The organism is Streptomyces acidiscabies (assembly GCF_020010905.1).
In the GTDB taxonomy this organism is placed as follows: domain Bacteria; phylum Actinomycetota; class Actinomycetes; order Streptomycetales; family Streptomycetaceae; genus Streptomyces; species Streptomyces acidiscabies.
In genome coordinates, this window is the sequence record NZ_JAGJBY010000002.1 from 1,148,462 (window position 1) to 1,172,584 (window position 24,123).

11 protein-coding genes are annotated in these 24,123 nt (G+C 68.3%); 4 read left to right on the top strand and 7 right to left on the bottom strand.

What is annotated here, in order from left to right:
• The first annotated feature begins 35 nt into the window (after positions 1–35).
• Positions 36–7,481, top strand: a complete 7,446-nt coding sequence (locus J8M50_RS32230) for a ricin-type beta-trefoil lectin domain protein (protein ID WP_223786361.1) — start codon at positions 36–38, stop codon at positions 7,479–7,481.
• A 2-nt stretch (positions 7,482–7,483) separates the two neighbouring features.
• Positions 7,484–7,996 carry a hypothetical protein gene (locus tag J8M50_RS32235; protein WP_010353531.1) on the top strand — a complete coding sequence of 171 codons (513 nt, stop codon included), beginning with the start codon at positions 7,484–7,486 and terminating at the stop codon, positions 7,994–7,996.
• Between the two features lie 67 nt (positions 7,997–8,063).
• Here the strand turns inward: J8M50_RS32235 and J8M50_RS32240 are convergent, their stop codons facing one another.
• Together J8M50_RS32240 and J8M50_RS32245 are read right to left on the bottom strand one after the other, a co-directional pair.
• A complete protein-coding gene (locus J8M50_RS32240) occupies positions 8,064–11,174 on the bottom strand; it encodes an FG-GAP-like repeat-containing protein (RefSeq protein WP_010353530.1) in 3,111 nt (1,036 codons plus the stop codon).
• A gap of 62 nt (positions 11,175–11,236) precedes the next feature.
• On the bottom strand, positions 11,237–11,410 hold the full coding sequence (locus tag J8M50_RS32245) for a hypothetical protein (RefSeq protein ID WP_158002799.1): 174 nt from the start codon (positions 11,408–11,410) through the stop codon (positions 11,237–11,239).
• A 104-nt stretch (positions 11,411–11,514) separates the two neighbouring features.
• On the opposite strand from J8M50_RS32245, the gene J8M50_RS32250 reads away from it, so the two are divergent.
• Positions 11,515–19,563, top strand: coding sequence for a polymorphic toxin-type HINT domain-containing protein (locus J8M50_RS32250; RefSeq protein WP_010353529.1), 8,049 nt, complete (start codon positions 11,515–11,517; stop codon positions 19,561–19,563).
• A gap of 52 nt (positions 19,564–19,615) precedes the next feature.
• Here J8M50_RS32250 and J8M50_RS32255 read toward each other — a convergent pair whose 3' ends face one another.
• The 5 genes from J8M50_RS32255 to J8M50_RS32275 form a co-directional block, all read right to left on the bottom strand.
• Positions 19,616–19,969, bottom strand: a complete 354-nt coding sequence (locus J8M50_RS32255) for a helix-turn-helix domain-containing protein (RefSeq protein WP_199849239.1) — start codon at positions 19,967–19,969, stop codon at positions 19,616–19,618.
• A 627-nt stretch (positions 19,970–20,596) separates the two neighbouring features.
• Positions 20,597–20,755: a hypothetical protein gene (locus J8M50_RS32260; protein ID WP_158002798.1), complete on the bottom strand. Its 159-nt coding sequence runs from the start codon at positions 20,753–20,755 to the stop codon at positions 20,597–20,599.
• On the bottom strand, positions 20,752–21,948 hold the full coding sequence (locus tag J8M50_RS32265) for an ISAs1 family transposase (RefSeq protein ID WP_079187963.1): 1,197 nt from the start codon (positions 21,946–21,948) through the stop codon (positions 20,752–20,754). Before J8M50_RS32265 ends, J8M50_RS32260 begins: the two co-directional genes overlap by 4 nt.
• 73 nt (positions 21,949–22,021) lie before the next feature.
• Positions 22,022–22,612, bottom strand: coding sequence for a hypothetical protein (locus J8M50_RS32270; protein ID WP_141655634.1), 591 nt, complete (start codon positions 22,610–22,612; stop codon positions 22,022–22,024).
• A complete protein-coding gene (locus J8M50_RS32275) occupies positions 22,609–23,013 on the bottom strand; it encodes an ATP-binding protein (protein WP_010358145.1) in 405 nt (134 codons plus the stop codon). The genes J8M50_RS32270 and J8M50_RS32275 overlap by 4 nt, the downstream gene beginning before the upstream one ends.
• 241 nt (positions 23,014–23,254) lie before the next feature.
• Between J8M50_RS32275 and J8M50_RS32280 the strand changes: the two genes are divergently transcribed.
• Positions 23,255–24,121, top strand: coding sequence for a helix-turn-helix domain-containing protein (locus J8M50_RS32280; RefSeq protein ID WP_029184406.1), 867 nt, complete (start codon positions 23,255–23,257; stop codon positions 24,119–24,121).
• Positions 24,122–24,123: the final 2 nt, after the last annotated feature.

The following is a 24,123-nucleotide window of genomic DNA, read 5'->3' on the forward strand; positions in this document are numbered from 1 at the left end:
TCTGTTGTTGCATCACCTGGGTGGAGTCGACGCGTATGCGTGCTCAAGGTCCACGACGGCGTCGGCGGCTCGGCCGCGTGGCGACCGTCCTCCTGCTGTCCTCGACGTTGACGGTGACGACCCTGTCCGCCGAGGCGTGGGCGGTACCGCCGGCCCCGGACGCGACCCGCAGCGTCGACCTCCCCGACCTCCCCGAGAGCACCGCGCTGGCCGGTGACGAGGAGGCCGTCAAGACGATCACGACCGCGCCCGAGGTCCCGGTCGACCCGTACGCGCCGACCGCCGTCACCCCGTGGACCGAGGACAGCGGCACCGCGACGATCACGACGGGCACCGCGCCCGGCACCACGCTCCCCGTCGAGGACCTGCCCATCGCGGTCGGCGTCCCCGAGGGCGGCGACCCGGCGGCGCTGGCCGGCACCTGGAAGGTCGAGTTGGCCCCGCCGACCACCTCGCAGGACGCGGGAGTGTCCGGCCTGGTCATGCGGGTCACCCCACCGGCCACCGCCGACCCCGCAGCCCAGGTCGCGCTAGCCGTCGACACCACGGCGTTCGCCGACCTGTACGGTCCCCAGGCCGCCGACCGCTTCGGCCTGATGCTGCTCCCGAACTGCGTCCTGGACGCCCCCGGCACCGGCGACTGCGCCCCCGAGGGCACGGCGACGATGTCCGGCAAGCGGGAGGACAAGGCCGAACGCCTCTCCAGCACGGTCGAAACGGTCCCGGCGTCGAAGGCCCCCACCCGCACGACGGCGGCGAAGAAGGCGACGACCAGGAAGATCCTCTCGGGCTCGGTCCCGGTCGCGGAACTCCTGCCGGGCGACAGCACGGGGACGACGGGAACGGCCGTACGGACGGCGGCGCTGAAGGCTGGCGAGGCGCAGCGAACCGGCGGGACCCGGCAGACCGGCGACACCCAGGCCGCGCGCACCGCCACCGCCCAGCAGACCACCACCGCCCTCCCCGCCGTAGACGCCTCCGCCCCCCAGGTAATCGGCGCCCTGGACACCGGCTCCTCCGCCTCCGGCGACTACACCGCCTCCCCCCTCCTCTCCTCCGGCTCCTGGTCCTCCGGTTCCTCCTCCGGCGCCTTCACCTACGGCTACCAGGTCCAGGTCCCGGAATCGGCCGGCGGCCTCACCCCGAAAGTCGCGCTGAGCTACAGCTCCCAGACCGTCGACGGCCGCACCTCCGCGTCGAACAACCAGGCCTCCTGGATAGGCGACGGCTGGGACTACGCCCCCGGCTCGATCACCCGCACCTACGCAACCTGCCGCGAGGATTCCAAGAAGGACGGCTCGAACAACAAGACCCACCGCACGGCCGACCTCTGCTGGGGCTCGGACAACGCGACCCTCTCCCTCGGCGGCACCACGACCGAACTGGTGTGGGCGGACGGCAAGTGGACGACGGCGAACGGCGACGGCGCGATCGTCCAGCAGATCCGTGACGACTCGACGGGCAACGGCGCCTACAAGGGCGAGTACTGGATCGTCACCACCCGCGACGGCACCAAGTACCACTTCGGCAGGCACAAGCTCCCGGGCGCCCCGAGCGGCACGGTCACCGACTCCGTCCTGACGGTCCCGGTGTACGGCAACCACAGCGGCGAGGACTGCTACCAGTCCGAGTGGAAGAACTCCGCCTGCACGCAGGGCTGGCGCTGGAACCTCGACTACGTCGAGGACCTCCACGGCAACGCCATGTCCCTGTGGTGGAAGAAGGAGGACAACTACTACGCCCGCAACTTCAACTTCAAGGACCCGGTCAAGTACGACCGGGGCGGCTGGCTCGACCACATCGACTACGGCCAGCGCAACGCGCTGAACAGCATCTTCACCAACCCGGCGACCTCCCGGATCACCTTCGCGGTGGCCGAGCGCTGCATCGACACGGCGACCCTGAAGTGCACGGACACCAACTTCGCCGACAAGGACCCCGGCAAGTACCGCATCTGGTACGACACCCCCGCCGACCTGCGCTGCCAGTCGAAGAAGATGTGCTGGAACGCGGGCCCGTCGTTCTGGACCCGCAAGCGCCTGACGTCGATCTCCACCGAGACCCAGCGCGCCGCAGGCTCGACGGCACGCCAGCCGGTCGACAAGTACACGCTGACCCAGAACTTCCCGGTCCTGAAGACGGGCCCGAACACGGCGCTGTGGCTGGAGTCCGTCCAGCGCACCGGCTACGACCCGGCGGGCGCGAGCACGGCCCTGAACGCGGTCCGTTTCGAGTCCAACGCCGAGGACATGCCGAACCGCGTCAAGGACGACGCACGCCCCGGCTTCTCCCGCCTGCGCGTCGGCCGCGTCATCAACGAGTACGGCGGCGAGACCGTCGTCTCGTACAAGACCCCCGAGGGCGACTGCAAGACCGGCACCGGCCTCCCCGGCAAGGCCGACAAGGCGGCGCTGAAGGCCAACACCCGCCTGTGCTACCCGTCGTACTGGAACCCGGACCCCGAGGTCGAGGACATCGACTGGTTCCACAAGTACGTCGTGGACACGGTCGAGGAACTCCCCAACGTCGACGGCGCGTTGGCCACCCGTACCGAGTACCAGTACAAGAACCCCGGCTGGAAGCTCGCCGAGGCCGAGTTCACGAAGAAGTCGACGCGGACGTACTCGCAGTTCGCGGGCTTCGAGCAGACCTCGGTGATCACGGGCGCCGACGACGACAAGATCGGCAGCAAGAAGTCCAAGTCCGTCACCCGCTTCTTCCGGGGCATGGGCGACGACGTCCCCGTCAAGGACATCACCGGCGCGGAGATCGCCAAGGACCGCGAGCCGTTCGCGGGCCGGATCGCCGAGGAGCTGACGTACACCAACGCGGACGACGCCGACACCGACTGGCTCTCCCGCTCCGTCACCGTCCCCGAGGCCACCGTCCTCGCGACCCGCACCCGCGACGACGGCCTCACCCCTCTGAAGGCCTGGCGCGTCACCGAACCGGAAGAGGCGGCCTACACCCGCTCCTCCGGCACCGGCGACGACACCCGCACCCTGCGGACGGTCCGCACCTCCACGACGTACGAGCCGACGTACGGCCTGCCCACGCAGGTCGAATCCCTCGGCGACACCGGCAAGACCGGCGACGAGTCCTGCACCAAGCTGGAGTACGTCCACCAGACGGCGAAGAACCTGATCGGCCTCTCCAAGCAGGTCCTGGTCTCCCCGACCACCTGCGCCGCCGCCGACTTCACCAAGCTGTCGACCTTGAGCGGCGGCGTCCGCACCGCCTACGACGGCCAGGCGTACGGCGCCGCGCTGCTCGCCGGCACCCTCGGCGAGGCCTCGCAGACCTGGTCGCTGAACGGCGACGGCACCGACTTCCAGACCGACGGCCGTACCGAGTTCGACGACTACGGCCGCGTCGTCAAGCGGTTCGACCCGGACAACAAGCCCTCCTCGATCACCTTCGACCCGCCGACCGGCCAGGTCTTCACGGTCACCGAGACCAACGCGGCCGGCCACTCCCAGATCCAGACGCTGGAGCCGGGCCGGGGCACCTCGCTGAAGACGACCGACGCGAACAGCCTGGTCAGCGAGGCGAGGTACGACGCGCTGGGCCGGATGACCGAGGCGTGGGCGGCGGGCCGTACCCCGTCCGCCTCGGCGGTCCCGGACTTCCGCGCCGTCTACACGATCCCGAAGTACGACGAGGACAACCCGGACCGCAAGCCGCCGTACATCACCACCTACGCGCGCGGTCACGACAACAAGATCGAGACCTCCGTCACCCTGTACGACGGCCTCGGCCGCGAGCGGCAGACGCAGGAAGAGGCCGACGGCGGCGGTCACTTGATCACCGACACCCTCTACAACAGCTCCGGCGAGGTCTGGCAGACGAACAACGCCTACCTCACCCGCGACGCGAAGCCCGGCGAGCTGTTCCAGCCGGAGAGCGACCTCGCGGTCCGCAACATCACCCGCTACACGTACGACGGCCTCGGCCGCGTCCTCACCGAGACCCCGGTCCTGCGCGTCACCGACCCGCTGACCGGCGAGTCGTCCTCCGAGCCGGTCGCCGAGAAGGCGACCCGCTACGAGTACGGCCAGGACTGGTCGAAGGTGATCAACCCGGTCGGCACCTCGTCCTACCGCGTCTTCACCGACGCGCTCGGCCGCACCTCCCGCGTCGACACCTTCAACCCGCAGGCGCCGAACGGCTTCACGTCGATGCGGTACGCGTACAACCGCGACGGCCAGCAGCAGTCGGTGACCGCCTCCACGGACACCGCGCACCCGTGGTCGTGGACCTACGACCACCGGGGCCGCCAGCTCACCGCGACCGACCCGGACACCGGTACGACGAGCACCAAGTACGACGCGCGCGGGCGGGTCCTGACCACGACGAACGCGCGCGGCACGGTCTGGAACGGCTACGACCTGCTGTCCCGGCCGACGGAACAGCGGGACGGCTCCTCTGATGGCAAGCTGCTCGCGTCCTTCGAGTACGACAAGGCCCCCGGCGGCAAGGGGATGCCGTACGCGGCGACCCGGTACACCGGCGGCGAGGCGTACACGCAGAAGGTCGACGGCTACACCAAGGACTACCAGCCGACGTCCACCACGCTGACCCTCCCGCAGTCCGTCAAGGACGCCTGGGGCCTGGACCTGGAGTACCGCTCCGAGTTCTCCTACACCGACACCGGCATGCTCCAGGAGGCGACCCTCCCCAAGGCGGGCCGCTTCGACAAGGAGACCCTGGTCGTCCGCTACAACGAGGACGGCAAGCCCCTCTCCCTCTCCGGCAAGGACTGGTACGGCTCCGAGACCGAGTACGACGCCTACGGCCAGGTCCTGCGCTCGACGCTGGGCGCGCAGCCGTACCGGGTGTGGACCCAGTCGACGTACGACGAGTCCAGCGGCGAACTCGCCGAACAGGCCGTCTACCGCGAGCAGACCGGCGACAAGAACGTCGTCTCCGGAAACCTCGTCTCCCGCCGCACCTACGCCTACGACCCCTCCGGCAACGTCACCTCGATCAACGAGAACGCCGCCGGCAAGGCGACCGAGCGCCAGTGCTTCACGTACGACCCGCTGGGCCAGCTCAAGTCGGCCTGGACCGCGTCGGATCAGTCCTCCTGCGTCGGCCCGAAGAAGTCCGACGGCACGCTGAACGTGACGGCGGGCGCGGACAACTCCGGCTACTGGCAGGAGTACGAGTACGACCTGGCCGGCAACCGCAAGACGCTCACCGAGAAGAACCTCACCGGCGACGCGACCAAGGACGCCGTCACGTCGTACGCGTACGGCAAGGCGGACGGCAGCCAGCCGCACACGCTGACCAAGGTCTCCAAGACCTTCAAGACGCCGCAGGGCGCCGAGGTCAAGGCGGAGGCGGAGCGCGTCTACGAACTCACCGGTGAGACCAAGTCCGTCACCTCGCTCCAGAACGGCGACAAGCAGGAGCTGGCCTGGACGTACGACGGCAAGGTCGAGCGGATCACCGGCGCGGGGACGGGCGGCAAGACGCCGTACGTCGGTCTCGCCGACAAGTGCCTCGACCTGAAGAGCGGCATCACCGGCACCGACCAGCCGCTCCAGCTCTACTCCTGCAACATGTCGGCCGCGCAGAACTTCCGCTTCTCGCCGTCTCCCGGCACGGACGCGGACAAGGGGACGCTGAGCGTCTACGACGACTGGTGCGTCCAGCCGGTCGGCAACGTGGTCGGCATCCGCAAGTGCGACGGCACCGCCGCGCAGGAGTTCAAGCGCAACACCGCGGGCCAACTGCTGTACGGCACGCTGTGCGTGGCGGTCAAGGACGCGCTGTCGACGAGCGGCACGCCGATCGTCCTGGCCACCTGCGACGCCTCTCGCGCCGAGCAGAAGTGGGCGGCGCAGAACGACACGCGGTACGTGTACGGCCCCGACGGCAACCGCCTGCTGGCGATCAAGGGCAAGCAGGCCACGCTGTTCCTGGGCGACACCGAGGTGACGGTCGCCTCGGGCGGCGCGCTGCTCAACACGCAGCGCACGTACTCGGCGCCCGGCGGTTCGGTGATGCGGTACGCGTACGGCCTCGGCGCCGATGTCCTCGTCGCGCTCGCCGGGGACCATCAGGGGAGTGCGTACGTCGAGGTCGCGCTGAACAGTACGAACTCGGTGCGGCTGCGGAAGCAGGACCCGTTCGGGAACCAGCGGGCGGCGGGCACGGTCGGTGTGAACGTGCAGACGCACGCCGGGTTCCTGGGCGCGACACGTGACGACGCGTCGGGGTACCAGCCGCTCGGTGCGCGGTTGTACGACCCGGTGGTGGGGCGGTTCCTGTCCGCCGACCCGGTGCTCGACCTGAACGACGTGTTGCAGTCCAACGGTTACTCGTACGCCCACAACAACCCGGTGACCATGTCCGACCCGACGGGCCTGGCGATCAGCCTCACGGCGTCGGAGCGGGCGGCGGCGCTGGTGGGCGCGGGCCTCTCGGCGGCGCAGGTCGCGCAGGCCCAGTCGATGATGGGCAAGTCGCTGACCTCGGTGATCCTCGCGGTCGCCTGGGAGACGCTCAAGGACTTCATCGGCATCAACGACGCGATGGCCTGCTTCGGCGGGGACATGTGGTCGTGCGGCAGCCTGATCATCGGGGCGATCCCGTGGACCAAGCTGGGCAAGATCCCGTCGGTCCTGAAGGCGGTCAACCGCACGATCAAGGCGATCGAATCGTTCCGCGCTGCGAAGAAGGCAGCCGAACTGGTCCTGAAGGCGGCCAAGGCAGCGGAATCAGCGGCCTTGCGCGCCAAGAAGGCGGCGATCGAACGGGCCAAGAAGGAAGCGGCCCAGAGAGCCAAGAAAAAGGCGGCGGAACAGGCGAAACGCACGGCTGACGCGGCTGCGGCACGGGCGAAGAAGACGGGGAACGCGGCGCAGAAGCAGGCGCAGGCGAAGGCGGCGCCCAAGGTTTCCACGGTGAAGTCGTCCGGGGGCGGCGGGTCGGGGTCGAAGCCGGGCGGCAACTCCGGCGGGTCCTCACGGGCCAGCGGAGGCTCCAGCGCGGGCGGCGGTTCCGGTAAGGCCGGGAGCGGCGGAGGCGGCGGTTCGGGAGGCGTACCCAGCTCACGCGGTGACGCCGGGGGCCGTGCCCCGCTCGTCGACGTCGACCAGGCGCCGGCCAACTGGAACCTGGACGACCGGCTCGCCGAGGTCGAGGCGCGCGTCCCGACGTACGCGGTGTTCGGGTCCAGCGCCAGCACCCGCAGCCGTACCTACGTCGGCGCCGTCAACACCCGTACCGGCGACTCCGTCTGCGCCTCCTCCGGCGGCGGCTACTGCGCCGAGGGCAACGCCCTGCTCGCCCTCGGCGGCAACCCGGACGAGGTCGTCTTCACGAATGCGGTTACCTTGGCCCGGGACTCCGGACGAGCCTGGACGGCCGTTCTGAAGAAGGTCTGCGTCCGATGCCAGGCCGACTATCCCGACCGCGAGGGCAACTTCGTACCCGGCATCCAAGGGGAGCCGGGCGGGCCGTGGGGAGATTGACGGTGAGCCTCTTCGAGACCGAACTCGGGAAGGTCGACTGGGAGCGGATGGAGTGCGGCTGCGGTGAGAGCGCGGCGCACCTGCCGGGGCGGATCAGGGAACTGGCGAGCCTCGACGAGGAACACGGCGAGGCGTTCACCACCTCTCTCCACGACCACGTCATGACCCCGGCGGACGGTCTTCTGCCGGTGTCGGCGGCGTTCGTTCCGGTCGCGTACGCCGCCCTCGCCGGGGCGCTGTCCGAACCCGCCCGGCGGGAGCTGCTCGGGTGGATCCTCCGTATCGTCGGCCCTGCGGTCGACTCGGACGACGACGTGGCCTCGGCCTGCGTCGAGGCCGCCCGCGAGGGCCTGTCGCTCCTGTACTCCGAGGTCGCCCAGGGGCCCTCCGAGGCGGGCGCGGCGTACGCCTTCGAGACGCTCCTGCTGATCGAGGACGACCTGGACCGGCTGCGGGCGGCGCAGGCGGCGGCGGGGGAGCGGCTGCCGTGGGATCTGCGGTCGGAGGAGATCTGACGCCGGTCCGGAAGACGGAAGGGGCCCCCGGGAGATTTCTCCCGGGGGCCCCTTACTTGTACGGGTGTCAGCCGATCGACCTCACCGATCTCCAGTCCGCCGACAGCACCACCTTCACCGCCGCGTTCGTGTTCGTGCGGCTCGGGTTGTACAGCCGGATCTGGCCGTCCGTCGCGGACCGTGCCCAGATGTCGGGGATGCCGTCGCCGCTGACGTCGGGGATGCCGATGGCGGTGGAGACGGCGGACTCGGCCCAGCCGGTGCCGTACGCGACGTCCTGGCCGCCGAGCGAGGTGGAGCCGAGCTTGAGGGATTCGAGGTCGACGCTGCCGGTGACGGGACCGGGCTTGCCCTGGCGTACGGACATGGCGCCGTTGTCGAGGTTACGGAAGAGCAGGTCGGGCGTCTTGTCGCCGTTGATGTCGGCGACGTTGACGATGTCGCGGCGCGCCCACGCGTCGGGGTTCATCATCGTGGCCGTCTGGAACTTCCCGCCGGTGTAGCCGGAGAGGACCCAGAAGGAGCCGCCCGAGCGCAGGAAGAGATCGGGGAGCCGGTCGCCGGTGATGTCGCCGACGGCCTTGATCTGGGTCCAGGCCGAGGGCGCGGGTACGTCGGACGGCAGGATGATCCGGATGCGCTTGGTGACGTCGAAACTCCCGTACCCGTCCCCGGGATAGAGCCAGAAGGTCCCGTCGGGGGAGACGGCGAAGAGGTCGGTGATGCCGTCACCGGGGTACGCGTCGGAGAAGTGGGTGATCAGCGCGGCCCTGCCGCTCGCCGCGTCGTACCAGTGCCCGGCGGGGTGCAGCGCGCCGCCGGTGGTGTACGAGGCGGGCATGCAGCCCTGGAGCTCACCGGCCGGCAGCCCGACGCAGGTGAAGAGCTGGCCGTTGCCGTTCACATGGAGGATGTCGGGGAACTCGTCGCCGCTGACGTCACCGGGCTGGTCGCCCGAGCCGTTGGGCGGGACGTAGAAGCCGTAGTTGGTGACCGCGCTCTGGTTGCCCGCCGCGTCGAGGGCGTACACGTTCAGCCAGTTGGGCCCGGTGTGCTGGGGCTTCAGCGCGCTGTCGGTGAACGCGTTGCCGACCGCGTCCACGGTCTTCCACCACAACCCCTCGATGCCGTACCGGAACTTGGCCGCACCCGGGGAGGTGAAGGTGACCGCCCCGGTGTTGCCGAACGTGACCTTCGCCCAGGTCTGCCCGTCGCTGGTCAGCTCGGGGAACACCTCGCTGTCGACCGTCGGCGGCGGCGGTGCCGACGCGTCGATGGTCACCGCGCACCGGTTGCCGCTGGGAGGCGGGTAGTACCCGGACACCAGCCCGCCGGAGTCCTCCGCGCGGACGTCCCAGAAGTAGACCCCCTTGTCCGCGAGGTTGGCCGCCGCGATGGTGATCGACGCCTTGCCGCTGGACAGGCTGGTGACGAGGGTCCCCGCCGGGACGGCGGCACCGGATTTCCACATCCGGAAGCGCAGCCCCTTGAGGTTGCCGTCCGGGTCGGTGGACTTGGCGGACAGGACCACGTTGGTCTTGCCGATCGTCGCCCCGGCCGCGGCGGTGTTGCAGGTGCCGCCGGGAGCGCTGGTCACGCCGCTGGGGGTGGCCGGCGGACGGTTGTACTCGACGGTCAGCTGAGCCGTGCGAGCCTCGAACTTGCGCCAGGTCTGGGTGTCGCGCTCACTGGTCGCGCGCAGCCCGAGGGTGAGGCTGGCCCAGCCGGCGTCCGCACCCTTCTGCGCGGCGGCCTTGATGTCGAACTCCTCGAAGGCGTCGGGGCAGTTGCCGGCCTGCCAGCCGTGCGCGAACGACAAGCGGTCGAGCTCGGTGGTCCAGCCCGGCTGCTTCTTCCACGTCGTGCCCGACGAGATCGCCCCCGTCAGCCAGAGCTGGAACTCCCGCTTCTCGCACGACCAGGAGTGGTGGTTGCGCACTTTGAAGGACGCCTTGCTGATCGTCGCGCCCTTCAGCGAACTGCTGTAGTTCATCCGCCAGAACGAACGGGCGGTGCCGCCGGTGTCGTTCTCGTGCCCCACCCGCGCGTCGGAGGTGCCGGTGCCGAAGTTGGTGCCGTTCCAGAAGCTGGAGTTGGGGTGCGGCTCGTAGGCCACCGTCCAGGCTGCCCAGCCCGGGTGGATCGTCGGGTCGACGAACACCGGGAAGCGGGCCTCGGGATCACTGAGCAGCCCCGTCTCGGCGACCTTCACCTCGATCCGCGCCGCCCCCGTCCCGTCCCCGGCCAGCGCCATGGGGGCCCGCGCCTGCCGCGCACCCGGCTCGATGCCGTTCAGCCCGGACAGCGCGAGGACCTCCTCCGGCGACGCGACCGAGTCGCCCGGCGCGTCCGGGTCCTCGGGCAGCTCCGGGTTCCGCCCGCTGGAGTCCCACGCGAACGGGGTCGGCACGGACCCGATCTCCTTGCCGGAGCCGTCCAGCACCGCCACCCGCTGCGCCGACGCGTCGTACCGGAAGACGGCCGTGGCCGACTTCAGCCCGTACGACAGCGTCGCCAGCGCCGGATTCGCCGCGGCCGTACGGTCCTTGACGATGAGGAGCTGCGCGAAACCGCCCTCCTCGCGGGCCACCAGCAGCAGGTCGATGCCGGGCAGCGCCTCCGAGTACAGCGCGCGCGGACCGCTGAGCACCGGCTCGGGCAGCTCGCCGGGCCAGGTGTAGGAGATGGCGTGACCGCCGATGACGGTCTGCGCCAGCACGGTGTCCTGACCGGCCGCCAGAGGGGTTCGCGCGTACGACCGGTCCGCCCTGTCCTGCCGCGTCCCGGCCGAGAACAGCAGCGGCACCACCGGGTTGGCGGGGCGTACGCCGTCGGCGGTGCGCCGGAGCCGGTTGTCGATCGGCGCCCAGCGGCCCTCGGCGTTCTTCGCGCGCCGGGGGAGCGCCGCGACCTCCGTGCGCATCCGGCCGTCGGGCAGGGCCCAGGTCAGCTCGGTGGCGGTGGTCGCGGTGTCGACGGCCACGGCCTTGCCGGTACGCCGCGACTCGGCCACGGCAGCGGCCTCGTCCCGTGGGCCGACCTCGGCCTTGCGGGCGTCAACAGGCCCCCGGGCAGCGGGAGTCGGCGGATCGTCGGGGTGCCACCAAGGCAGCAGGGCGACAGTCAGGGCGGCCAGAACCAGGCCGATGGCAAGGGTCAGCCGGGTGCGTGTACGCACGGACCACTCCCGTGTGAACCAGGACGGATGGAGACATGTGCGCCGACACGATCACACGGTTCTCACCGTTCGTCCACGAATGAAAATTTTATGAATCCGTGATGGAGGCTTGGTGAGCGCTTTACCGGCGCTTTTGTGTCCGGTTCGGCACGCTCGGTGACGGATTCACCCGTGACGCAAGTCTCAAACGTACGGTTTTCCTCCACTTTAAAGGCCTTGATCTCTGCGGTGCTCATGCCAGAAGGTCCTGATCAGCTCTGTTGTCTGCATCGCCTGGGTGGGGTCGACGCGTATGCGTGTGCGATTGCGTTCTCAAGGTCAAAGACGGCGCCGCGTTCAAGTGGCGACCGTTCTGCTGCTGTCCTCGGTCCTGACCGTGACGAGCCTTAACTCCGAGGCGTGGTCGGTGCCGGCGCCCGGCATGACCAGGGCGATCGAGCTGCCGAAGCTGCCGGAGACCGATCCCCTCGACGGCGACGAGGAGGCGGACAAGAACCTCACGACCGCGCCCGAGGTCCCGGTCGACCCGTACGTGCCGACCGCCGTCACTCCGTGGACCGAGGACAGCGGCACCGCGACCATCAAGGCAGACACCGCCCCCGGCACCACCGTCCCCGTCGAGGACCTCCCGATCGCGGTCGGCGTCCCCGAGGGCGGCGACCCGGCGACGCTCGCCGGTGCCTGGAAGGTCGACCTCGCCTCACCGGCCACGTCCCAGGACGCCGGCGTCTCGGGCCTGATCATGCGGGTCACCCCGCCCGCGACGGCCGACCCCGCAGCCCAGGTCGCGCTCGCCGTCGACACCACCGCGTTCGCCGACCTGTACGGCCCCCAGGCCGCCGAGCGCTTCGGCCTCACCCTGCTCCCGGACTGCGTCCTGGACGCCCCCGGCACCGGCGACTGCGCCCCCGAGGACGGCGTCACGACCATGTCGGGCACGGCCGAGGCGCAGCCCGAGCGGCTGTCCAGCGAGGTCGAGGAGGTTCCGGCGGCGGACGCTCCGGCGAGGATCACCGCCGCGAAGAAGGAGACCACCCGCACGATCCTGACGGGGTCGGTGCCGGTCGCCGAGCTGCTGGCGGGCGCGGAGACCTCGACCACGACCGGCGCGTCGATCCGGACCGCCGGGTCTGCGTCCGGGTCCGGGTCTGCGTCCGCGTCGGCCGACAGCGCCGGTGCGACTGCCGCGTACAGCTCCCGCGCCCTTGCCGGCACCGCCGGCGCGGCTGTCACGTACGGCTCCGCCGCTGCGGCCGAAACCGCCGGTGCGGCTGCGCGGGACACGTCCGCAACCGCGTCCCGCACGGCTGGGAAAGCAACTCCGGCAGCCGGGAAAGCGACCACGGTCGCTGGGAAAGCAACCCCGGCCACCACGCCCCGAACCACCTCTACCACCACCCCCGCCACCACCGTCCTCCCTGCCGTAGACGCCGCAGGCCCCCGCGTCGTAGGCGCCCTAGACACCGGCTCCTCCACCTCCGGCGACTTCTCCGCCACCCCCCTCCTCTCCTCCGGCTCCTGGTCGGCGGGCTCCTCCTCGGGCGCCTTCACCTACGGCTACCAGCTCCAGGTCCCGGAATCGGCGGGCGGCCTCACCCCGAAGGTCAGCTTCGGCTACTCCTCCCAGACGGTCGACGGCCGCACCTCGGCCACCAACAACCAGGCGTCCTGGATAGGCGACGGCTGGGACTACGCCCCCGGCTCGATCACCCGCAGTTACGCAACCTGCCGCGAGGATTCCAAGAAGGCGGGCTCGAACAACAAGACCCACCGCACCTCGGACCTGTGCTGGGGCTCGGACAACGCGACCCTCTCCCTCGGCGGCACGACCACCGAGCTGGTGTGGGCGGACGGCAAGTGGACGACGGCGAACGGCGATGGAGCCGTCGTCCAGCAGATCCGCGACGAATCCACCGGGAACGGCGCCTACAAGGGCGAGTACTGGATCGTCACCACCCGCGACGGCACCAAGTACCACTTCGGCAAGCACAAGCTCCCCGGCTGGTCGAGCGGCAAGCCGGTCACCGACTCGGTGCTGACGGTCCCGGTGTACGGCAACCACAGCGGCGAGGACTGCTACCAGTCCGAGTGGAAGAACTCCGCCTGCACGCAGGGCTGGCGCTGGAACCTCGACTACGTCGAGGACGTCCACGGCAACGCCATGTCCCTGTGGTGGCAGAAGGAGGACAACTACTACGCCCGCAACTTCAACTTCAAGGCACCGGTCAAGTACGACCGCGGCTCCTGGCTCGACCACATCGACTACGGCCAGCGCAAGGACGCCGACGGCAGCGTCCTGGACACCCCGGCGACCTCCCGCGTCACCTTCTCCGTAGCGGAACGCTGCCTGCCGAAGGACGGCGTCTGCTCCGATGCCAACTTCGCCGACAAGGACCCCGGCAAGTACCGCATCTGGTACGACACCCCCGCCGACCTGCGCTGCCAGTCGAAGAAGATGTGCTGGAACGCGGGCCCGTCGTTCTGGACGCGCAAGCGCCTGACGGCCGTCACCACCGAGACCCAGCGCGTCGCCGGTTCCACGGCCCGGCAGACGGTCGACAAGTACACCCTCGCCCACGACTTCCCGGTCCTGAAGACGGGCCCGAACACGGCGCTGTGGCTGGAGTCGGTGCAGCGCACCGGCTACGAGCGGGGCGGCGCGAGCACCACCCTCAACGCGGTGCGCTTCGAGTCCAACGCCGAGGACATGCCGAACCGCGTCAAGAAGGACAAGCGTCCGAGCTTCTCCCGCCTGCGGATCGGCCGCGTGATCAACGAGTACGGCGGCGAGACCGTCGTCTCGTACAAGAACCCCACCGGCGAGTGCGCCACGGGCACCGGCCTCCCCGGCAAGGCGGACACCGCCGAGCTGAAGGGCAACACCCGGCTGTGCTACCCGTCGTACTGGCACCCCGACCCCGAGGTCGAGGACATCGACTGGTTCCACAAGTACGTCGTGGACACCATCGAGGAACTCCCCAACGTCCCCGGCGCGTTCTCCACGCAGACCGCCTACCAGTACAAGAACGCCGGCTGGAAGCTCGCCGAGGCCGAGTTCACCAAGAAGGCCACCCGTACGTACTCCCAGTTCGCGGGGTTCGAGCAGACCACCGTCATCACCGGCAGCGACCAGCCGTCCATGGGCAGCAAGCGCTCCAAGGCGGTCACCCGCTTCTTCCGGGGCATGGGCGACGACGTCCCGGTCAAGGACATCACCGGCGCGGAGATCGCCAAGGACCGCGAGCCGTTCGCGGGGAGGATCGCCGAGGAGCTGACGTACTCCGAGGCCGGCGACGCGGACACCGACTGGCTCTCGCGCAGCGTCACCGTCCCCGAGGCCACCGTCCTCGCGACCCGCGCGCGCGACGACGGCCTCACCCCGCTGCGGGCCTGGCGCGTCACCGAGCCCGAGGAGATGGCGTACACCCGCTCCTCCGGCACCGGCGACGACAAGCGCACCGAGCGGGTCGTGAAGTCGACGACGACGTACGAGCCGACGTACGGCCTGCCCACGCAGGTCGAGTCGCTCGGCGACACCGGCAAGACCGGCGACGAGTCCTGCACCCGCCTCGAATACCTCCACCAGACCGGCAAGAACCTGATCGGCCTGAGCAAGCAGGTTCTGGTCTCCCCAACTACCTGTGCGGCGGCCGACTTCGCCGACCTGTCCACCCTGAGCGGCGCCACCCGCACCGCCTACGACGGCCAGGCGTACGGCGCCGCGCTGCTCGCCGGCACGCAGGGCGAGGCCTCGCAGACCTGGTCCCTCAAGGGCGACGGCTCCGGCTTCCAGCCGAACGGCCGCTCCGAGTTCGACGCGACCGGCCGGGTCGTCAAGCAGACCGACCCCGACGGCAATTCGGGCACGATCGCCTACGACCCGCCCACCGGCCAGGTCTTCAAGGTCACCGAGACCAACGCGGCCGGCCACACCCAGATCCAGGAACTGGAGCCGGGCCGGGGCACCTCGCTGAAGACGACCGACGCCAACGGCCATGCCAGCGAGGCGAAGTACGACGCGCTCGGCCGCCTGGTCGAGGCGTGGGGCGCGGGCCGTACCCCGTCCGCCTCGGCCGTGCCCGACTTCAAGGCCGTCTACACGATCCCCGAGTACGACGCGAACCGCGAGAACCGCAGACCGCCGTACGTCACGACGTACGCGCGCGGCCACGAGAACCGCGTCGAGACCTCCGTAACTCTGTACGACGGCCTGGGCCGTGAGCGCCAGACGCAGGAAGAGGCCGACGGCGGCGGCCACTTGATCACCGACACCCTCTACAACACCTCCGGCGAGATCTGGCAGACCAACAACGCCTACTTCACCCTCGACGCGAAGTTCGGCGAACTCTTCTCCCCGCTCGCCGACACCGTCGTCCCCAACATCACCCTCTACACGTACGACGGCCTCGGCCGCGTCCTCGCCGAGACCCCGGTCCTGAAGGTCAAGGACGCGCAGACCGGCGAGGCCACCTCGAAGCCGGTCGAGGAGCGGGCGACCCGCTACGAGTACGGCCAGGACTGGTCGAAGGTCATCAACCCGGCCGGCACCTCGTCCTACCAGGTCTTCACCGACGCGCTGGGCCGCACGTCCCGCCTCGACACCTTCAACCCGCAGGCGCCGAACGGCTTCACGTCCACGCGGTACACGTACGACCGCCACGGCCGCCTGACCAAGGCGGTCAACTCGGCCCAGCCGAACAGCCCGTGGAGCTGGACCTACGACAACCGGGGCCGCCAGGTCACGGCGACGGACCCCGACACGGGCACCACGCGGACCGAGTACGACCACCGCGACCGCACGCTGAAGACGGTCACCCAGCGGGCCACCGTCTGGAACGGCTACGACACCCTCTCCCGCCCGACCGAGCAGCGCCTGAACGACGACAAGGGCACCCTGCTCGCGTCCTTCGACTACGACAAGGCGCCCGGCGGCAAGGGGATGCCGTACGCGGCGACCCGGTACACCGGCGGTGAGGCGTACACGCAGAAGGTCGACGGCTACACCAAGGACTACCAGCCGACATCCACGACGCTGACGCTCCCGCAGTCCCTGAAGGACGCGTGGGGCCTCGACACCACGTACAAGTACGGCTACACGTACACCGACACCGGCAGCCTCCAGGAGGCGACCCTCCCCAAGGCCGGCCGCTTCGACGCCGAGAACCTGGTCGTCCGCTACAACGAGAACGGCAAGCCGCTCTCCATCAGCGGCAAGGACTGGTACGGAGCCGAGACCGTCTACGACGTCCACGGCCAGGTCCTGCGCTCGACGCTGGGCGCGCAGCCGTACCGGGTGTGGACGAGCGCCCTGTACGACGAGGCCAGCGGGGAGTTGACCGAACAGTCGGTCCACCGCGAGGGCAAGGCCGACACGGCGGTCGTCCCCGGCAACCTGGTGTCCCGCCGGACGTACGGCTACGACCCGTCCGGCAACGTCACCTCGATCCGCGAGAACGCCGAGGGCAAGGCCGCCGAGCGCCAGTGCTTCACGTACGACCCGCTGGGCCAGCTGAAGACGGCGTGGACTTCAGGTGATTTGTTGTCCTGCGTCGGCCCGAAGAAGTCCGACGGGTCCCTGAACGTCTCGGCGGGCGCGGACAGTTCGGGCTACTGGCAGGAGTACGAGTACGACCTCGTCGGCAACCGCACGAAGCTGACGGAGAAGAACCTCGCCGGTTCGGCGGAGCTGGACGCGGTCACGTCGTACACCTACGGCAAGACGGACGGCAGCCAGCCGCACACGCTCACGAAGGTGTCGAAGAAGTACCGGGCCGCTGCTGGTGGCCCCGAGGTGACGGCCGAGGCGGAGCGCCTGTACGAACTCACCGGTGAGACCAAGTCGATCACGTCCGTCCAGAACGGTGACAAGCAGGAGCTGGCCTGGACGTACGACGGCAAGGTCGAGCGGATCACGGGTGCGGGGACGCGTGGTCGCACGCCTTATGTGGGGCTCGCGGACAAGTGCCTGGACCTGAAGAGCGGTGTCACGACCGCCGGTCAGCCGATCCAGCTGTACTCCTGCAACGGCACGCCGGCGCAGCGCTGGAGCTTCGCGGTGGCCGCTGGGCAGGCGGACCCGAACCGGGGGACGTTCAGGATCTACGACGACTGGTGCGCTCAGCCTGCGGGCAGTGCGGCGGGGTCGGCGGTCCAGCTCCAGAAGTGCGTGACGGGAGCCTCCGCGCAGGAGGTGAAGCGGACCACCGCCGGTCAACTCGTGCACGTGGCTTCGGGGTTGTGCTTCGCGGTGAAGGACGCTTCGTCGGCGAACTCGGCGTTGATCGTGCTGGCGGCGTGTGACGCGGCTCGTGCGGAGCAGCAGTGGGCGGCGCAGAACGACACGCGGTACGTGTACGGGCCCGACGGCTCGCAGCTCCTTGCTGTCAAGGGGAAGCAGGCGACGCTGTTCCTGGGCGACACCGAGGTGACGGTCGCTGCGGGGGGTGCGCTGGTCAACTCGCAGCGGACGTATTCGGCGCCGGGTGGGTCGGTGATGCGGTACGCGCAGGGGTCCAGCACGGAGTACCTCGTCGCACTCGCCGGGGACCATCAGGGCAGTACGTACGTCGAGGTCGGTCTCGACGGCTCGATGCCGGTGCGGGTACGCAAGCAGGACCCGTTCGGGAACCAGCGCGGTGCCGGCACGGTGGGGGTGGACTTCCAGTCGAACAAGGGGTTCCTGGGGGCGGATCGGGATGATGCGTCTGGGTTCCAGCCGTTGGGGGCGCGGCTGTACGACCCTGTCGTGGGGCGGTTCCTGTCCGCCGACCCGGTGTTGGACCTGAACGATGTGTTGCAGTCCAACGGGTATTCGTACGCGCACAACAACCCGGTGACGATGTCGGACCCGACGGGGTTGTCGATCAGCCTGACGGCGTCGGAGCGGGCGGCGGCGTTGGCGGGGGCGGGGTTGTCGCCGGCGCAAGTCGCCCAGGCGCAGGCGATGATGGGGAAGTCGCTGACGTCGGTGATCCTCGCGGTGGCGTGGGAGACGCTGAAGGACTTCATCGGCATCAACGACGCGATGGCGTGCTTCGGCGGGGACATGTGGTCCTGCGCGGGGCTGATCGTGGACGCGATCCCGTGGACCAAGTTCGGCAAGATCCCGTCGGTACTGAAGGCCGTCAAACGCACGATCAATGCGATCGAGTCGTTCAAGGCGGCGAAGAAGGCGGCGGAGCTGGTCCTGAAGGCGGCGAAGGCCGCCGAAACAGCCGCTCTGAACGCCAAGAAGGCGGCGATCGAGAAGGCGAAACGGGAAGCCGCACAACGGGCGAAGAAGAAGGCGGCGGAACAGGCGAAACGCACGGCCGATGCGGCTGCGGCGCGAACGAAGAAGACGGGCAACCCGGTCCAGAAGCAGGCTCAGGCGAAGGCTGCGCCGAAGGTTTCCACGGCGAAGAGTGCTGGCGGGGGTTCCGGGAAGAGCGGCGGCTCCAAGCCGGGGGGTAACTCCGGGGGGTCCTCGCGGTCCGGTGGCGGGTCGAGTGGGGGCGGAGGCTCGGGCAAGGCCGAGGGTGGCTCCTGCTCGATCAGCAACAGCTTTGTCCCCGGCACCAAGGTCCTGATGGCCGACGGCTCCACCAAGCCGATCGAGAAGGTCAAGGCCGGCGACAAGGTCATCGCCACCGATCCCGAGTCCGGCGAGACTCAAGCTCAGACGGTTACGGCCGAGATCAAGGGCAAGGGCCTCAAGCACCTCGTCAAGGTCACGATTGACACCGACGGGAACAAGGGCACCAAGACTGCCTCGATCACCACGACTGACGGACACCCGTTCTGGGTTCCCGAGCTCCGGAAGTGGGTCGACGCCACCGACCTGCAGGCTGGGCAGTGGCTGCGGACCGGAGCGGGGACACTTGTTCAGGTCTCGGCTGTGGAGCGCTGGACCAACTCAGGGGTGACGGTCCACAACCTAACCATTGGTGATGTTCACACGTACTACGTGTCGGCGGATGTAACCCCGGTTCTTGTCCACAACTGCGGGTCAAGCACTGAGCACACCAGGATGTACGTTGCAGGCCGTCCGGGTGTGGATGACAGCCCACAAGACCCCCTTCCCGAGAGCGCAGTGATACACAGGGGGGGAAGTCTCCAAGACGGCAGCCATGCTTACGTGGTGATGCCGGGGGGGTCAGTCAGAGCTTTTCACCAAGACAGCGCATTTGACGTCCAAATATGGGCAGGGCATACAAGTCTCTCTGGAGGTGCGCCTGTGATTATGGCCGGTGAATTTACCGTATCGAATGGTTCTATTATTGAATTTACCAACTTCTCCGGCCATTATCGGCCGGGCGGGTCTGGAATGGAGGCGGTGGCGCGCGATGCTCTGGGTAGGAGTGGGTTTAATTTGAGTGGAGCGATATGGAATCCTTGGAATTTTGAGTAAAATCTCTCGCCTCCCTTGTCTGTGCAGGCGGGCTAGGGAGGCGAGAGTCTAATTATGACTCTTCTGATCCCAGGGCCCGGGCAAAGTCGATCAGTCGCCGAAGATCTTCGTCTGCCAGTCGACTTGCGATTGAAACCAGTTCGCCGATCTCCTTTGCGTTTCGATAGGATCTGGGCGGGGTTGAGGTGGGTTTCGCTGCGAGGTTGGCGATTGTGAGCAAATCTGCTTCGGATATCTGCAATGCTGGCGCGATATCCTTCATTGTTTCCGGTGAGGGTTGAATTTTCCCGTGAAGCAATTGCAGGATGGTGGATTGGGAGAGGGCTGATGCCCGGCTAACGGCCCCAGGGGACAGCCTGCGGTTGTCCATCAGGCCCTGCAAGATGTCAGCGAAGCGTTGAGTCACCCTTGTAGCTTACTAAGTCCGTCAAGCGCGGTATATTATTCTGGCGGAACTTCTGTGGGAGGCTCAGGGTAGTGATGACGGTTACGTCGACTGTGGCAAATGAGTCGTCGGTGCCGTTGTTGGTTTGGGTGAGCTCCTTGCTGGAGTTGCTGGTGACTTGGCATCGGATTCGACCCGGTTGTGGAGGGCTGCAAGTGGACCCTGATCCAAAGTCTGTTCGAACGCCTCCATGACTGTGCCTCGGGCTATTTGGATTCGCTGACCAATCGAAATGAGCCCTTCGCTAACAGCTTCGCCGGAAATGTGCTTAGATCGGTGGAGGCTGGGGATAAGATTTCCGGCTGCCATCAGTTCGAACGCGGTGCTGCAGTCTGGCTCTCCATGCATTTCTTCCTCAGCTTCGCCCGCAAGTACGGTCTCCGGTCCTGCGGTGCTCTGCGCAGTTCCTTTACCTGCAACCTCGGTTTCCTCCTATTGGATTTCCTGCTTGACTAACGAGCGTCACGCGGCGTTATGGATGGAAAAATTCCTTGTGAATTATCACCATCGTTTTGGCTTCTGGGATCGCCAGTTCCGCGGGTGAACAATGCACTTACTAGAGGGGCCTCGGTGCTGTAAGGCGTGGCCTTACAGAGAAATCGCCTCGGCGAGTTCCGTCAGCGTGACGACCCGGAAGTCCTGGAGTCTCCGGACCATCTGTGACGCGAGGTACCAGGGCAGTGCCGGATGGCCGTAGGGGAGGAAGTCGGCGGTGTGTGGTGTGGGTTGGATGCAGGGCTCGATCAAGTTCCGTGAGTGTCCGGGGTGTTGGTGATGCCCAGGATGGCGAGTGCTCGTTCGGGTTCGTGGCGGATGGCGCGGGTGGTCTTGGCGATGTTGTCGGCTCCGAGGATCTTCAGGGTGCCGATGGCGAGGTTGCGGATGGTGGCCATGGCGCGGGGCGTGGTGCCGGCGTGAATGGTCGAGGCGTCCTCGGCGAACGTGACGTCTCGGATGTAGTGGGAGGAATTTTCGATTCCCCAGTGCCCGCGAATGGCGGTGGCGAGGTCGGCGGGGCGGGTTTGGTGGGCGGCGAGGCTGGTGACCGCGTAGACGTTCTCGCGGGTTTCGGGCCGACCGGTGGGCTTGCGGCGGCGGTGGACCCGGATGGCGAGGTGAGCGTGGGGGAAAGCGATGCCGCCGAGGTTGTCGGCGATGGCGCAGGTCTTGATCGAGCGGGACTCGCGGCGGCCGTGGGCGGTGGCGGAGGTGGTGTGCTGGACCTTGATCGACGTCCAGGGCAGAGCGGCGAGCTGGGCGTAGGCAGTGGGCTGGTTGGTCTTGATGACGGCGATGTAGTGGGCCTTCTTCGTCTCGGCCAGCCAGGTGATGTTGGCCTTCACTGAGTGGAGGGCATCGAAGGTGACGACGGTGCCGGCGAGGTCGAGTGGCGCCAGCAGGGGCTTGAAGTGGCGCACTTCGTTGGTCTTCGCACCGACCTCGACCTGGGCAATCGTGGCGACGCGGTCGTGGGTGACCGCCGAGAGCAGGTGACGGCGCGGCGCGGCCAGGCGGGCTGAGCCCCTGAGGGCCTTGCCGTCCACGGCGATGACCTGCCGCGATCGGGCCTCGGGCACTTCCGCGGACGCGGTGATGCGGTGCCGGTCGGCCAGGTAGGCGCCCACAGCCTGGTCCAGGGCGTCGCCGTCAAGTGCCGAAAGAACGCGTCCGAGAGTGACCGGCCTGGGGCTGCGCCGCCAGCCGAGCAGGTGACGGCGTACCCCGAGGGATGCCAGCAGCGAGTTCGTGGCCCGCTCGCCGAACTCGGCGAGCTCGTCGATGCTCTTCGCTCCGCAGACGGCCGCGCAGGCACACACCAGCAAGATCGCCGTCAGCGAGTACCACCGGCCCCGGCGCGAGCGCGGATCCGGAACCGATTCGAGGTAGGGACGCAGGTCAGCGATCCGGTCCGCATCCAGCGGACCCAGCTTCTCCAGCACGGCAGGGATAGGGGAAGATGCAACAGCAGGCACGGGACGTCCTCGTGATCATCTGGCTTCGACACCACAATGATCACGAACCCCCGTGCCTGCTCTGCTGTCCGCCCCTACCGGCCTGATCGCCAACCCTCCACGCAATCACGGAACTTGACGGAGCCCTGGGTTGGATGCCGTTGGGGCCGTAGCCGTACGGGGTGCCTAGGACTCCGTGGAGGCGTGGGGTGGGGACGAGGAGGATGTTGGGGGTGCCGGTGAGGGCGGGGCAGAGGGTGGTGGCTGTGCGGGTGTGGCGGGGGCAGACCGGGGGTTGGGTGGTGTGGAGGGTGGTTGCGCCTGGGGGGAGTTCGCCGGGGGAGGTTAGGAAGATGAACCCCTGCGGAGTGCGTGCGGGTTGGGCGCAGATCTGGCACAACAGGCGTTGCATGCAGTCGCGTTGACGCGCGGGGTGGACGAGTTTCCACTGGGGTTTACCGATGGGGAGGCCATTGCTGCCGACCTGTTGTGAACAGCGGGCCCAGAGCACGCCGTTGAGGTCCCGGTCGTCGGGGAGTTCGGTGCGGTAGCCGAGGCGGAGGCGGCCGTCGGGGCCGTACACGCCCCGCAGGGACGAGTGGGGCGCGGGCGTCTCGCCCTCACGGCAGGTGATGTACGGGACGATCCTCACGCCGACCCCCGTACGCGCAACCCGCAGCACACGTCCTTGCCACCGACCGTTGCCTCGGCCCGCCACCACTCGGTGAGCGCGGACACGAGCAGCATCCCCCGCCCGGACTGCGCGTCCCAGTCGGGTTCCTTGACGACGGGGAGGACGCGGGAGCGATCGCTGACGGTGATGCGCAACTCGTCGCCGTAGTACTGGAGTACGAGGAGGGCGATACCCCCGGCGTACCGATGGACGTTGGTGAGCAGCTCGGTGACGACCTCCAGCGCGTCGTCCAGGACGGCGTCAAGTCCCCATAACCGAACGTGGGACCGGACGACGCGGCGAACCCAGTGCAGTTCCTCGGGCTCGACGAACAAGGGCAACCGGAACTCCTCGTACGCGTCCTGCGCGTGTTCGACCATGCCGCCTCCAGACCGCTCCCGCCTGTGCGTACGTGTCGAACGCGCGTTACGTGAAGGCGAGTTGAACTGACAGAACTTTGCTGTAACCAACAGGCTGCCCCCGATGAGTACTTGAACGCAACCTACTTGGGTGCAATGTTGGAGCGAAGGGGTGATTGGAAAATTGACTTGGCATATTCGGCCACTTGGAGGGGAGTTGTACGGCACACTGGACGCCGACCTACGCGGTAGAGAGGTGAAGATGCCCGCACACCTGCGACCAACTGTGCGACGACGTCGACTTGGAGCTGAGCTCAAACGCCTGCGCGAGGCGGCCGGCGTGAGCATGGACGACGCGGGCGAGCACATCGACGGCGACAAGACGAAGATCTCGCGCATCGAGAACGGCCGTCAGGGCATCCGACCCCTGGAGATCAAGGCGCTGTTCGACAGGTTCGGCGTCGAGGACGAGAAGCTCAAGACCGCGCTCCTGACACTCGCCCGCGAGGCCAAGCGCAAGGGGTGGTGGCAGCAGTACGGGGACACGCTCCGCCCTGACTTCCAGGAGTTGCTGGCTCTGGAGTGGGACGCCGCGAGGATCCACACCTTCCAGGCCATGGTCGTACCCGGTCTGCTTCAGACGAGCGCGTACGCGGAAGCCATAAACCGAGGTACCAGCAGGCGCTCGACGGAGGAGGAGATCCAGAACCTGGTCCGGCTTCGGATGGAGCGGCAGAGCATCTTCGAGCGCGAGGAGCCGCCGCAGTACCTCTGCATCCTCGACGAAGCCGTGCTTCACCACGAAGTCGGCGGTTCCCTCGTCATGGCGGGACAACTTCGACGGTTGCTCGAAGTGGGAGAGCGGCCAGGGCTGTCCGTGCAGGTGGTTCCGTACGCGCAGGGTGGTTACGTCGGTCTCGAAGGGCCGTTCACCATCTACTCGTACCCGGAACACATGGCTCTGGACGTCGTGGGACTCAACTACCTCGACGGAGCTCTCTACTTGGAGGAAGATGGTTCTGTCGAGAGGTATCGCAGGGCCTTTGACCAAGTGCGTGCCGCCGCTCTATCGTCTCGGCAGTCCATGGATCTGATCTCGCAGCTCGCGCGGGACTTCGAGGCGAAGTAAGA